This is a genomic window from Amycolatopsis sp. NPDC043889 (genome assembly GCF_056435645.1).
On the sequence record NZ_JBWKEC010000001.1, the window covers coordinates 63,480 to 76,534 of the forward strand.

11 protein-coding genes are annotated in these 13,055 nt (G+C 70.7%); 2 read left to right on the top strand and 9 right to left on the bottom strand.

Features of this window, described 5'->3' with window-relative positions; genetic code table 11:
* Window positions 1-18 precede the first annotated feature (18 nt).
* The 7 genes from AC0685_RS00370 to AC0685_RS00400 all read right to left on the bottom strand — a co-directional run bounded on the left by AC0685_RS00370 (window position 19) and on the right by AC0685_RS00400 (window position 7,692).
* Window positions 19-984 carry a glutamate ABC transporter substrate-binding protein gene (locus tag AC0685_RS00370; protein WP_478223594.1) on the bottom strand — a complete coding sequence of 322 codons (966 nt, stop codon included), beginning with the start codon at window positions 982-984 and terminating at the stop codon, window positions 19-21.
* Window positions 984-2,378 carry a hypothetical protein gene (locus AC0685_RS00375; RefSeq protein ID WP_478223595.1) on the bottom strand — a complete coding sequence of 465 codons (1,395 nt, stop codon included), beginning with the start codon at window positions 2,376-2,378 and terminating at the stop codon, window positions 984-986. Before AC0685_RS00375 ends, AC0685_RS00370 begins: the two co-directional genes overlap by 1 nt.
* Window positions 2,379-2,563: 185 nt before the next feature.
* Window positions 2,564-3,823: a GAF domain-containing protein gene (locus AC0685_RS00380; protein WP_478223596.1), complete on the bottom strand. Its 1,260-nt coding sequence runs from the start codon at window positions 3,821-3,823 to the stop codon at window positions 2,564-2,566.
* A 71-nt stretch (window positions 3,824-3,894) separates the two neighbouring features.
* A complete protein-coding gene (locus tag AC0685_RS00385; protein WP_478223597.1) occupies window positions 3,895-4,767 on the bottom strand; it encodes an ATP-NAD kinase in 873 nt (290 codons plus the stop codon).
* A gap of 382 nt (window positions 4,768-5,149) precedes the next feature.
* On the bottom strand, window positions 5,150-5,353 hold the full coding sequence (locus tag AC0685_RS00390; RefSeq protein WP_005163378.1) for a cold-shock protein: 204 nt from the start codon (window positions 5,351-5,353) through the stop codon (window positions 5,150-5,152).
* Between the two features lie 248 nt (window positions 5,354-5,601).
* Complete coding sequence (locus AC0685_RS00395) at window positions 5,602-5,772, bottom strand: hypothetical protein (protein WP_005163371.1); 171 nt, start codon at window positions 5,770-5,772, stop codon at window positions 5,602-5,604.
* Window positions 5,773-6,030: 258 nt separating this feature from the next.
* Complete coding sequence (locus AC0685_RS00400) at window positions 6,031-7,692, bottom strand: thiamine pyrophosphate-binding protein (RefSeq protein ID WP_478224422.1); 1,662 nt, start codon at window positions 7,690-7,692, stop codon at window positions 6,031-6,033.
* A gap of 116 nt (window positions 7,693-7,808) precedes the next feature.
* Between AC0685_RS00400 and AC0685_RS00405 the strand changes: the two genes are divergently transcribed.
* Complete coding sequence (locus AC0685_RS00405) at window positions 7,809-9,095, top strand: hydroxyacid-oxoacid transhydrogenase (RefSeq protein ID WP_478223598.1); 1,287 nt, start codon at window positions 7,809-7,811, stop codon at window positions 9,093-9,095.
* Complete coding sequence (locus AC0685_RS00410) at window positions 9,089-9,508, top strand: acyl-CoA thioesterase (protein ID WP_478223599.1); 420 nt, start codon at window positions 9,089-9,091, stop codon at window positions 9,506-9,508. Before AC0685_RS00405 ends, AC0685_RS00410 begins: the two co-directional genes overlap by 7 nt.
* Here AC0685_RS00410 and AC0685_RS00415 read toward each other — a convergent pair.
* Both AC0685_RS00415 and AC0685_RS00420 read right to left on the bottom strand, forming a co-directional pair.
* The gene (locus AC0685_RS00415; RefSeq protein ID WP_478223600.1) at window positions 9,464-11,200 is read right to left on the bottom strand and encodes an ABC transporter ATP-binding protein; all 1,737 of its coding nucleotides are present in this window, start codon (window positions 11,198-11,200) and stop codon (window positions 9,464-9,466) included. The genes AC0685_RS00410 and AC0685_RS00415 overlap by 45 nt on opposite strands.
* Window positions 11,197-12,864: an ABC transporter ATP-binding protein gene (locus AC0685_RS00420; RefSeq protein WP_478223601.1), complete on the bottom strand. Its 1,668-nt coding sequence runs from the start codon at window positions 12,862-12,864 to the stop codon at window positions 11,197-11,199. Before AC0685_RS00420 ends, AC0685_RS00415 begins: the two co-directional genes overlap by 4 nt.
* Window positions 12,865-13,055 lie beyond the last annotated feature (191 nt).

Here is a 13,055-nt window from a genome sequence, read left to right on the forward strand (position 1 = left end):
ATCCCGAACGGCCCGTTCTCACTTGTACACGGGCGAAGGCGGCGTTCCGCCCTCGAGTTTGTTCCCGATCCATTTCGCGTAGCTCGCCTGCCACGCGCCGCCGCGCACGTTCTCCAGCACGGCGTTCACGAAGCGCACCATGTCCTCGTTCTCCTTCGGGACACCGATGCCGTAGTTCTCCTCGGTGAACCGGTCCCCCACGATCTTCAGCGTCGGGTCCTGCGCGAGCATCCCGGCGAGGATGACGTCGTCCGTCGACACGGCCTCGACCTGCTTCTGCTGCAGCATCACCAGGCAGTCCGACCAGTTGTCCACCGAGACCGGCACCGGCTTCGACGGATCCGCCGCGATCTTCGTCAGCGAGGTCGACGTCTTGGTCGCGCACACCCGCCGCCCCGCGAGGTCCGACAGCTGGGCGACCTTCGACCCGGATTCGACCAGGATCCGTTGCCCCGCTTGGTAATACGCGGTCGAGAAGTTGACCTTCTTCAGCCGGCTGCAGGTGATGCTGTAGGTCCGCACCACGATGTCGACCTGCTTCTTCTCGAGCACTTCTTCCCGCAGTTTCGACGGGATCGCCCGGAACTGCACACGCCCTTCCGCGCTGCCGAAGATCGCCTTCGCGATCTCGTTGACCAAGTCGATGTCGAAACCTTCGAGCTGGCCCGAAGTCGGGTTCCGGAAACCGAACAGGAACGTCGTCTGATCGACCCCCGCGACGAGCTTGCCGTTCTCCTTGATCTTCGCCATCGTCGAACCATTGGCGATCGACGTGCCGTTGGTCGGCCGCAGGCTCGCCAACGGGTTGCAGGTCGTGTCGGTCGTTCCGCCACCGCCGGCGTTGTCGGCGCCGCCGACGTTCGCGGGCAGCGGCGGCGCGACCTCGCCGACGGGAGCCGGGTCGACCGGCGCCCCCGCGCTGCCACAAGCCGTCGCCAGCACCAAGACCGCGCCGAGCACGGCCGTTCGCAGACCGTTCCGCATCACCGGTACTCCCTCAGCCGTTCACGGATTCCCAACGCGGACCCCGCCGCCGCGATCAGCGCCAGCACCGCGATCCCCGGCGCGAGCAGGGTCAGCGCGCGTTCGGCGCCGCGGGTGTCGTCGAGGAATTCCTGCCGTCCCACGTTGATCGCGGCCACCAGGTTCTCGTCGAGCCGCAAGAACGCCCTGGCGGCACCGTCCTGCTTGTCGTCACGGATGGCGGTGTCGACGGCGTCCTGGTAGGAGCCGTCGTCGTCCTGCCTCCGCACTTGACCGTGCGCCTTGAACCAGGCCGACGCCGCTTGGATGGCCGCGTCCACCTTGTCCGCGGCCGCGCCGCCCGCGGCGAGACCGCGGGCCTCGCCCAGCAGGCCGCCCTGGCCGTCCGTCCCGCCGAGTTGCCCGGCGAGATCGATGAAGTCCTTTTCGTACGCCGCGCCGTCGCCCCGGGCGACGAGGGTCAGCGTTTCGTCGGCTCGTGCCTGCAGCGCCGCGATCCGGGCGCGGACGAGGACGTCCACCTGGTGCGAGCCGTCTTCTTCACCGCTGCCGACGAGGGAGCTCTGCACGATCAGCGCGACCGCTCCCCACAGCAGGGCCACCACCATCGACACCGTCGCGACGACCAGCCCGACGTTCAGCAGCCGGTTGGTCTTCCGCGTCAGGTGCACCTGGGTGACGATCAGCGCGGCGAGCAGGGCGAGCACCAAAGCCGTTGCCAGCCAAGGGAATCCGGTCGCGTCGTCCTGTTCGGCGGCGAGCCGGTCGGTGTCGATGCGGTACAGATCCTGAGCGGCGGGAAGGATTTTCGCCCGCATCAGCTCGGACGCTTCCCGCAGATACGAGGCACCGACGGGGAAACCCTGCCGGTTGTAGGTGCGCGCGGTCTCGATCAGTCCTGTGTAGACGGGGATTTCGCGGCCGAGGGTGTTGATCCGCTCCGCCGCTTCGTCGACGCCGGAGGAGTCCGATGCCGCCTTCGCCAGCGCTGCCCCGGCCTCCGCGATGTCGCGTTCGTACCGCTGGCGCATCGGGAGCGGCTCGGTGCCGATGGAGAGGAACGAACTGGCCGCCGTCGCGTCGGCGTCCGAAAGCGCGCGGTAGACCTGTTGCGCGGCGGCGGCGAGCGGTTCGCGGTGGTCGATCAGGCCGTTGATCGTGTCCTTCTTGTCCTGCGCGGCCAGCGTGCCGAACAGGCCCGCGACCAGCGACAGCAGGACGAGCCCGATCGCGATCACCGACAGCCTGCCCGGCGTGGTCGCCGCGGACCGGACGATCGCGCGGATCCCGTTGCCCGGCAGTTCGAGCAGCCCGGCGATCCCTCCGCGACCTCCCGGCGCAGGGGGCGGCTCGGGGCTCCCCGGCGGCCCCGGCCGGGTCACTGTGCTCGTCATCGCCGATCCTCCCCATTGGCTCTACCCGCAAAGAAGGTATCCGAGTCGGGATCAGCGCAGCCAGTGACACCGGTGTGTGTCATCGGCACGTGATCTCCCGACGGTGTCAGAGGCCTTTTTCCAGGCCGTACCGCACGATTGCGCACACCGATCGACGGCGCGACACTCGCCACCGCGAGCGAGATTCAACCCCGGACGGCGGGCGCGACCGAATGCGGGAGCACCTCACCCTCGGACGGCCGCTCCACGACGACCTCGACGTCGTCGTCGAACCGGTACGGCCTCGCCAGCAGGAACCCGCCGAAATGCCGTCGCATCCTGGACATCTCCGCGCGGACGGTGACGGTGCGGCCGGCGTCGCCGAAGAGGTCGCGCGACAGTTCCGACGCCGACCTGCCTTCGCGATGTCGCGCGAGGACGTACAGCATCTCCGCGTGCCGCGGGCTCAGCCGATGCGACCAGGTCCCCGCCGCGCCCGAGACACGCAGCGTGCTTTCCCGCGACGACCTCAGATCGAGTACGACCCGCGTCGGCGGCGCGTCCTCCTCATCGGTGAGCCGGACGAGCCAGCCGCCGGGCAGCGGCTCCAGCAGGCATTCGCCGTAGGTCGGCAGCCAGGTGCGGCCCGGAGCGGCGCCGTTCGGCAGCGCGATCCGGCCGACCGGCACGAGACCGGCCGAGGCCGCGATCCAACCGTGCGGGTCGGCGATGACCGCCCGGCCCTTCACCTTGGCGAGCAGCGGCGTGGCCAGACCGCGCAGCCGTTCGAGATCCGAGAGATGGGTGGTGCGCAGATGCGCTTCGGCGAGCTTCGCGACCGTATCGACCAGGGCGAGGGTCGTCGGGTGCACGGTGGAGGCCGGTCCGGAGAGGTCGACGACGCCGAGCAGCCTGCCATCCCTCGGATCGTGCAGCGGCGCGGCGGCGCAGGTCCAGTCGTGCTGGTTGCTGACGTAGTGCTCGGCCGAGTAGACCTGGACCGGATGCCGGGCGACCAGCGCCGTGCCGATGGCGTTGGTGCCCGCGGCGCGCTCGTGCCAGTCGACCCCTTCGACGAACCCGAGCCCGTCGGCGCGGCGGCGGACCGCGGTGCTGCCGTCACGCCAGAGGACACGGCCGTCCGCGTCGACGACGGCCATGATGTGCGCGGCCTGCTCGGCGAGGCTGATCAGGCCGCCGCGCAGAACGGGGAGGACGGCCGCGAGGCCGCTCTCGCGACGGCGGGATTCCAGCTGGTCCGGAGTGAGCGCGGACGACGGCGAGCCGCGGTCCGGGTCCAGGCCGAGCCGCCGCATACGCTGCCAGGACGCGCCGATGACCGCTCGCGGAGCACTCGGGAGCGTGGTCCCGGCGAGCGCCGCCTCACGTACCTCGGCGAGGGCACGCGCGTGCCGCCGCGGGTCCGCGCCGACCGGCAGCGCCGCCTCCAGCTGCACCTGGCCCACCCCTTTGCTCTGTCAGGCCAGTGTGCCCGGACGTCCCGGGGAGCGGAAGGTCTCTGTGACCTGGGCGCGGTCTACCCGGGGAACGGCGCGTCCGCGAGGCGGGGCGTGGGAACGACCTCCGCGGGCTTCCGGCCCAGCAGCAGACCGGTCCTGGTGGCCTCGGCCATCACCGCGCGGACGTCGACGCACCACGGGCCGTCGGGCTTCAGCTCCACGAAAGCGCTCTCTCCCGGCTTGAGCACGAAATGCGGTTGGCCGTCGAGCGCGATGGAGCCACCGGCGGCGGCGAGGTCGACGCGGACCCCCGCGTGCAGCACGCTCCAGCCCCGGACGCCCACCGCCCGGACCTCGCCGGGCGCGATCGGCGCCTGCACGACGTACGGCGCCTCGCCGACCGGCCCGAGCGAGACGGCGACACCGTCCACAGTGGACTTCGGACTGGGGCACAGCCGTCCGGGGATACTCGACAGCCCGACCCCGTCCGGGACGGCGAACGTGCAGTACAGCTCGGTCAGCGACGCGGGGTCCCACCGGCTCTCCGAGCACACGCTGACGTCGGTCAGCGCGATCTCGCGGCGGGCCTTCGTGACGACCTCGAGCACGGTCGCGCGGTTCGTGACCAGGTCAGTGTCCACCTGATGGGTGGCCACCAGCCCGGCGGCGAGCCCGGCGACGGTGGATTCGTCGGCACCTCCGGCGGGCAACATCAGCAGCGGCACGTCACCGCAGGCGGCCGCCGCCGCCCGCATCATGGTCTCGTTGCCCAGGCAGATGATCACGCTGGCACCCGCGTCCACCATCCGGCGGACGGTGCCGATGATCTTCCCCGCGTCGGTCCACACCATCACGCGGCCGACGCCGGCCACCCTCAGTGCCGAACGCAGGCTCTGGATGTCACGCTCCGAAGCGGGGTTCGCCACGATCCCCGCAACCGCTTCGCCCACATGTCCTCCGCTGCCGCGCCAAGTCCCTACAAGGAAACGACGTCCGCGCCACGAAAGAAAGAGTTGCACGAGGTTGCATCACAAAGCCACCGCGGCGGAGGAAGGCGACCGGCAGGATCACCAGGGCGGCCAACGCGGCGAAAGCGGCGTGCTCCGGCGTGAGGTCCTTGAGCACCGGATGCCGCAGCAACGGGCCCGCGAACCACACGAGCGGGGCGAGAATCAGTGCCACTCCGCAGTAGGTTCCGGGCGGTGCGCGGGTGGCGGCGGACGGCTCGCGGCGGAACCCCGGCCGCGGTCGTGTCGTCCGGTCAGTCACGAGCCCGAAAAGCAGCAGGGCCGCCTCCCCGAGGGGATGACGGCCCTGCTTGGAAAACCTGGATCAGATCACGGTGACCGAGGTGGCCTGCGGACCCTTCGCGCCCTGCCCGATCTCGAACTCCACGCGGGCGTTCTCCTCGAGGGTACGGAAGCCGTTGCCCTTGATCTCGCTGTAGTGCACGAAGACGTCGCCGCCGCCGTTGTCGGGAGTGATGAAGCCGAACCCCTTCTCGGAGTTGAACCACTTCACAGTGCCCTGAGTCATAAAATCTCCATATGCAACACAAACAAACAGGAAGCCACGTCGGCAGCCCGGGTCATGACCAGACGGTTTGCTTCCCCGGAAACACGAGGAGACACTACGCCCGCTGAGTTCTGCGAGCGTGAACCAACACGAACACAAAAAACGAGACCTGAAACAGTAAAGCACACCTCACGCAGGCCGACAAGCGTCGTCACCCGGGTGTGCCCGGACGCACTGTACCTCTCCCGGCGGAGGCTCCTCCGGCCGGGCTATTCGCCACTGGCGGCGCGCAGGGGTACCTCGGCACCGAACGGCGAACGGCGCAACGCCTCCCGGTTCGTGGCCACGACGGCGATGTCGTGGGTCTCGGCGTCCGCGCTGAACAGCACCGGCACCACGCCGGAAACGGACTTGTCCTGTGGCTTCGTTTCGTCAGCCATGTTTTCTCCCAGTGTCAACACAACGCTCTAAGTACTGCGTGCCAACAACTTCACCGGTGATCGTTCCGGTCCATATCGGACCCTCGGTGTTGCCGCGATTGTGCCACGGCCGACCGACAAAATCCGGTCTCCGCGACCGAAAGTCGGCCGAGTCGTCACCGGTTTCCCTCCTTTTGGAGCAGGTGAAGGCGGCGCCACAAGGGTTTCTGTGTATCCCCTGAGAAAAAGTACCGCCCGTTAAGTCGGCGCGGCGGACGCCTACTGACCTCCCTGCTGCGGCCTCGCGGCGCCCAGCAGGGTCGTCAGCCGGATGTCCGGGGTCACCACGTCCGGATCCGTCCTGATGTCGATCACGCACGGTCGTTGCCGCACCAGCGCGCTCGCGATGATCGGCTCCAGCTCCTCACGGTCGTCCACGGTGTACCCGGCGGCGCCGAGCCCGCGTGCCCACGACGCGAAGTCGGTGATGGGGACGGTGACCCCCGAAAGCCGTCCGTGCTTACGCGCCTGGTGCACGGCGAGCGGGCCGTGCACACCGTTCTGGAACACCAGGACGGTCACCGGAACGCGGTAACGGACGGCGGTCTCGATCTCCTGCCCGGTCATGAGCGCGCCGCCGTCGCCCGCCATCGCGATGACCGTCCGGCGTGGTTCGGCGAGTTTCGCCGCGACCGCCGCGGGGACCGCGTAGCCCATGGCCGCGTTGCTCGGCCCGAGCTGGCTGCGCGGCGCGGTGAAGCACCAGTAGCGGTGCATGAACTGGGCGAAGTTGCCCGCGTCGCTGGTCACGATCGCGTCCTCGGGCGCGAGTTTGCGCACCGCCCGGATCACGTCCGCGGGGTGGACGCGGGTGGCGCCGCTGGTGTCGGGCGGCGTCATGAAGGTGTGCACGGCGGCGTTCGCGGCCGACGCGCGCCGCTGCCGCGGCGAGGCGACATTGCGCAGTTCACGCAGGAAGGGCTCGACCTCGGAGTCGACCCGGAAGGTCAGCCCGCCGCGGCGGGCGGGTTCGATCCCCGTGCCCACCAGCACCAGCGTCTGGGACGGCGTCGGGTAGCGAAAGGACTGTGTGGTGACCTCGTCGAGCTGCGTGCCCAGCGCGAGCACGAGGTCCGCGCGCTCCAGCGCGTCGAGCTGCCGCGCGGGGATGCCGATGCCGAGGTGGCCGGCGTAGCGCGCGTGGTTCTCCGGGAAGGCGTCCTGACGGCGGAACGCGTTGTACACCGGCAGCGCGAGCTCGTCGGCGACGGCGATCAGCTCGTCCCGCGCCGCGCGGGCCCGGCCGCCGACGATCACCACCGGGTAGCGGGCCTCGTCGACCAGTTGCGCGACCGCCTCGGCGGTCCGGCCGAGCGCGCCGGTGGCGGGCGGGCGCACGGCGGCGACCGGTTTGGCCGAATCGAACGGGACGCCCCAGAAATCGGCGGGGACGGCGACGACGGTGGGCCCCGGCCGCCCTTCCCGGCAGCGGGTCAGCGCCTCGACCAGCAGGCCGGGGACCTCGTCTGGCGATTCCGCGCGACCGGTCCACTTCGAGATCGGCTCGAACATCGCGGTCAGGTCGGCGGTGGGCAGCTCGCTCGTCGGGCCGGGATCCTGCGGCGGGTTCTCCAGGAGGACGACCATCGGGCTCTCGTCCTGGTACGCCGTCGAAACGCCGATCGCGAGGTTCGCCGCGCTCGGGCCGCGGCCCGCCAGCAGCACCGCGGGGTGCTCGGTCAGCTTGCCTTCGGCCTCGGCCATGAAGGCAGCGCCGGAGTCGTGTCTCGCCGAGACGAAGGTGATCGAGCGATCGCGTTGCAGCGCGTCGAGCAGATCCAGGAAGGACTCACCCACCACCGCGTACACGCGGTGGATCTGCGCCTCGGTCAGGATCCTCACGGCCGTCTGGGCGACGGACGCTCCCGGTTGGTATCTAATGAGAAGAGCTTAGGCGGGCGGTGATCGGTGCCGTCAAGCGATCTTCCGATTCCGGCAACCCCGGAGCGGCGGAATGTCCGATATTCGGAACGTGTTCGAGCAAGGGAGCACGAAACGTGACCTCAGCCACCGCCGGACGTGAAACTGTTTTCACCTACGGGGCGCCGGCCTTGAAATACGGCACCGGGTCGAGCGACGAGATCGGCTACGACCTCACTCAGTACGGCGCGCGCCGGGTGCTCGTCCTGACCGACGCGGGTGTCGCCGCGACGGGCTGGCCACAACGGATCGCCGAAGGTATCGAAACCTATGGCATCGAAGCCGTCGTCTTCGACGGCGTGCACGTCGAGCCGACCGACGTCAGCATGCGGAAGGCCGTCGACTTCGCCCGCGGGCAGGGCGAGTGGGACGCCTTCGTCGCCGTGGGTGGCGGGTCGGCCATCGACACCGCCAAGGCGGTGAATCTGTTGACCAGCAACGACGGCGACCTGATGGACTACGTCAACGCGCCGGTCGGTGGCGGCCGCGCGCCGAGCTCGCCGCTGAAACCGCTGGTCGCGGTGCCGACCACCACCGGGACGGGCTCGGAGAGCACGACGGTCTGCGTGCTGGACGTGTTGTCACTGCGCGTGAAGAGCGGCATCAGCCATCTCCGGATGCGCCCGAGCCTCGCCGTGGTCGACCCGCGGCTGACGGTCTCGCAGCCGCCGGAGGTCACCGCCGCGAGCGGGATGGACATCCTTTGCCACGCCGCGGAGAGCTACACGGCCAAGCCGTACACCGAGTTCGACCGGAAGCGGCCGGAGGACCGGGTCCCTTACTGTGGCTCGAATCCGCTGGCCGACATGTTCGCCGAGCAGTCGCTGCGGCTGCTGTCGTGGGCGCTGCCCGCGGCCGTGCGGGACGGCTCCGACATGAAGGCGCGCGAGGCGATGGCGCTCGCGGCGACGTTCGCCGGACTCGGCTTCGGCAACGCCGGCGTGCACATCCCGCACGCCAACGCGTATCCGATCGCCGGGCAGGTCCGGGACTTCCATCCGTCCGGGTATCCGGGCGACGAAGCGATGGTGCCGCACGGGATGGCGGTCTCGCTGACCGCGCCGGCGGCGTTCCGGTTCACCTTCGACGCCGCGCCGGACCGGCACATCCGGGTGGCGCGGCTGCTCGCGCCGGACTACGAATGGCCGGGCGATCTGCGTGACCACCTGCCCGCGGTGCTGGGACAGATCATGCGGGAGATCGGGATCCCCAACGGGATCGGCGCCGTCGGCTACACCGAGTCCGATGTGGACTCACTGGTTTCCGGCACGGTGAAACAACAACGGCTGCTGGCGACGGCCCCGCGCGAGGCGTCCGAAGCCGACCTCGCCGTCATCCTGCGGGAATCGGTGACGCTGTGGTGAACGCCGAGTACCCGCACTGGCAGACGGTTCCGTTGCGGTGGAAGGACAACGACGTCTACGGGCACGTCAACAACGTCGTCCACTACTCGGTGATGGACACCGTGATCAACACGTGGCTGATCGAACGCGGCGGCCTCGACATCGAAACCGGTGAGGTCATCGGGCTGTGCGTGGAATCGCAGTGCAAGTACCACGCTTCGGTGTCGTTCCCGGGTGAACTCGAGGTCGGCCTGCGGGTGGGCCATCTCGGCCGGTCCAGCGTCCGCTACGAGGTCGGGATGTACTCGAAGGAGACGGTGATCGCGGAAGGGCACTTCGTGCACGTCTTCGTCGATCGCGGATCCCGGCGGCCGGTCCCCGTCGAAGGTCTACTCAGGAGCGCGCTGGAAGAACTGCGCGCTGGGCTGGGGTAGCCGCGGCGACCACGCGTGCATGAGCTGGGCGTAGCGCGTAGACCGGTCCATGAGTTCGACGTGGGTGCCGAGTGCGGTCTCCTTGCCGTCCATCACCAGGACCCGGTCCGCGCGCAACGCCGACGACAGCCGGTGCGCGATCACCACCAGCACCCCGCCCCGCTCGGCGAACGCCCGTTCCGCACGGGCTTCGGCGGGCGGGTCGAGGTGCGACGTCGCCTCGTCGAGGATGACGACGCCCGCGTCGCTCGCGTAGACGCGGGCGAGCGCGATCAGCTGCGCTTCGCCGGCGGACAGCGTGCCGTGCCCGATCTCGCCGTCGAGCCCGCCCAGCCGCGTGACCAGCGGTTCCGCGCCGACGGCCGCCACCGCCGCCAGCAGTTCGCCGTCCATCGCGGTCTGTGCGAACAGGCCTACATTCTCCCGCACGGACCCCGCGAAGACGTAGGCCTCCTGCGGGATCAGCGCGATCATCCGGTGCCGCAGCGCCGCCGGGACCTCCCGGACCGGCACCCCGCCGAGCAGCACCCGGCCACCCCGCGGTTCGAGCATTCCGGTCAGGAGCCCGGCCAGGGTCGACTTGCCGATACCGCTCGGCCCCACGACCGCGAGCCGCTCGCCGGGCCGCAGGTGCAGGTCGAGTCCCCGCACCACCGGTTGCGCGGCCGCGCCCCAGCTGAAGGTCAGGTCGCGCACGTAGATCGCGGTCCCGTCGGGTTCCGCCGTGCCGTCGGGTTCGGGCTCGGCCTCGGCGGTCTCCGCGAGCCGCCGCAGCGCGACGATCAGCCGCAGCACCACGGTGCTCGCGGTCGCGGCCAGCCCGCGCAACGCCGGCTGCATCGTCGTCGCGAGGTAGACGAGCGCCCCGAGCGCGGCCCCGGCGGTGAGCACCCCGTCCCTGACCATGCCCGGCGCCACCAGCAACGCCAGGAGCAGCGGCACGAACCCGCCGGTCGCGATCACCACCGTCCTGGCCGCCCCGGACCTCGCCACCCGCATGGCCGCCGCGGCCTGTGTGTCGATGGCGTCGTAGAGCTCCAGCGCGGCAAGAGGTTCCGCGCCGCAGGCGACGACGTCGCGCATACCGGACAGCGACGCGCCCGCGACCTCGGCGGTCCGCTCGTCGGCCAGCGCCAGCGCGCGCTGACGACGGGCCAGCGACGGGAGCAGGCAGGCGAACACCGCGACCGCGACCACGACCGGGATCGCGACGATCAACGCGAGCGAACCGGCGACGGTGAACAGCCCGGCCAGCGCCGCCACCGTCGTCACGATCATCCCGCGCGCCTGCACCAGAAGCCCGGCCGTGGCGTCGCGGACCACTTCGACGTGCTGGGTGATACGGGCGACACCGCTGGCGTCCGGCTGGTTCCGCGGCGGCGCCGGATCGTGCAGGACCCCGCGCACGACGGCCGTCACCAGCGCGTCGCGCAACGGCTCGACGACCTTGCCGAGCTGATGCCACACCAGGCGCGAGCCGAACGCGCCGATCACGGCGACCAGCCCGAAGACCGCGAGCCAACGCAGTCCGGTGCCTGGCCGATCCGCGGCAAACCCCTCGTCAACCGCGAGTTCGACCAGGCGACCGGACAAGAACGCGGGTGCGCTTTCCAGTACGGAGCAGGCCAGCAGGACCAGCCCGCCGCGCCATTGCCCGGCCAGCGCCGAGCGGTAGAGCCCCCAGACGCTCACTGCGCGCCCTCGGTGAAGACGGCTCGATAAGCAGGATTCCGCCACAGCCCGTCATGCGTGCCGACCGCGCGGACGCGGCCGTCTTCCAGCCACACCACCGTGTCCGCCCGCGACGCGGTGGCCGCGCGATGGGTCACCACCACCCGGGTCCGGCCGGGGAGCGTGCGTTCGATCGCCTCTTCGACCGCGGCTTCGGTGACCGTGTCGAGGCTGGCGGTGGCGTCGTCGAGGATGAGCACCCGCGGCGCGTGCGCGATCGCGCGTGCCAGCCCGATCCGCTGCGCCTCCCCACCGGAAAGCGGCGTCTCCGAAAGAGGCGTCTTGTACCCGTCCGGCAGCCGGACGATCAGGTCGTCGACCTGCGTGGACCGGCAGGCGGCGCGCACGGCGGCCTCGCCTGCCCACGAGCCGTAGCCGACGGCGTCACCGATGGTCGCCCCGAGCAGCGCGGGCCGTTCGAAGGCGAACCCGACGACCGCGCGGAGCTCGTTCGGCCGCAGCCGCTCCAGCGGGCGGCCGTCGAGCAGCGCCGCCCCCTGGTCCGGGGACAGCAGTCCGCCGAGAACGTTGACCAGCGCGGACTTCCCCGAACCGGATCGCCCGACGACCGCGGTGAACCGGCCGCCCGGCACGAGCAGGTCGACGTCGGCCAACGCGCCTTCGACGGTGACGCCGCGCAATTCGAGCGTGCCCCGCCCGGGGGCGACGCCGAGGTCGCCCGGTTCGGGGACCGGCGAGTCCAGCACCTCGTTGATCCGCCGCGCACACGACCGCGCGCGGGAAAGTGTGGTGAGCAAAGGGATCTGGGTGATCAGCCCCATGCCGAGCGCGACGTAGCCGAGCGCCGCGAGGACCTGGCCGACGGTCAGCCTGCCTTCCAGCACACCGAAACCGGCGGCGACGAGCACCGCGAGTTCGACCGCGGGCAGCAGCAGACCCGAGCGCCACACCATCTTGGCCTGGGTGCGCCACATCCCGCGGCCGGCGAGACTCAGCTTCGGCAGCGGCCGCAAGACGCGTTCGGCCTCGCGATCGGCGGTGCCCGACGCGGCGATCGTGCGGAGGCCGGCGACGGCGTCGACCATCCTCGCCGCGAGTTCGCCGGACACCTCTTGATAGGTCAGGACGTCGTCCGCGGTGTTCTTCAGATGGGTGCGCGCGAGCATCAGGCCGAACGGGATGCTGCCGAGGAAGACGAGCGCGAGCCGCCAGTCCATCAGCGCGAGCAGGACGACGGCTCCGCCGGAGATCAGGGTGGTCGACCCGAGCTGGACGACGACCGAGGCGACCACTCCCGCGCCGGTGCAGTCACCGGTGAGCCTGCTGATCGCGTCGCCGTCGGCGAAGGTCGATCGGGTGCCGAGCGCGAGATAGCGGTCGGCGAGTTTCCGGCGCAGCCAGGCGGTCGCGGACGCGGTCATCCGCGCGGTGAGGATGCCGCCGATCAGGCCGACGGCGATTTCGGTGACACCGAGGACGATCAGCCAGGAGACCTCGGGAAGGCTGGGCCGCCCGGCCACCACGGCGTCCACCGCGGCGGCGAGCGCGCCGGGCAGCAGCAGCCCCGCCGCCGTCCCGGCGAGCGCGCTGAGGACCAGCGCGATCAGGCGGGGGCGGTCGAGCAGGGTCACGGTGACCAGCAGCCGATCGGCGGAACCCGCCATCCCACTCCTAAGTTCCTTGGTTCAGGGGCTCTTCCCGGCATGCGATGACAGTTCGGTCGGGTGGGTCGTGGGGGGGGGGTTTGGGTTTCCCCCCAACCCCCCCCCCCCCCCCCCCCCAACCCCCCCCCCCCCCCCCCCCCGAAACACCAACGCTGCCAAAAACCCCCAAACCACCCCCCTCCCCCCCTTTC

What these genes read in the sequence shown, in the direction of transcription:
- AC0685_RS00370 (WP_478223594.1), bottom strand. Translation starts at nt 984, where the DNA reads ATGCGGAACGGTCTGCGAACGGCCGTGCTCGGCGCGGTCTTGGTGCTG.
- AC0685_RS00420 (WP_478223601.1), bottom strand. Translation starts at nt 12,864, where the DNA reads ATGGCGGGTTCCGCCGATCGGCTGCTGGTCACCGTGACCCTGCTCGAC.
- AC0685_RS00395 (WP_005163371.1), bottom strand. Translation starts at nt 5,772, where the DNA reads ATGGCTGACGAAACGAAGCCACAGGACAAGTCCGTTTCCGGCGTGGTG.
- AC0685_RS00375 (WP_478223595.1), bottom strand. Translation starts at nt 2,378, where the DNA reads ATGACGAGCACAGTGACCCGGCCGGGGCCGCCGGGGAGCCCCGAGCCG.
- AC0685_RS00390 (WP_005163378.1), bottom strand. Translation starts at nt 5,353, where the DNA reads ATGACTCAGGGCACTGTGAAGTGGTTCAACTCCGAGAAGGGGTTCGGC.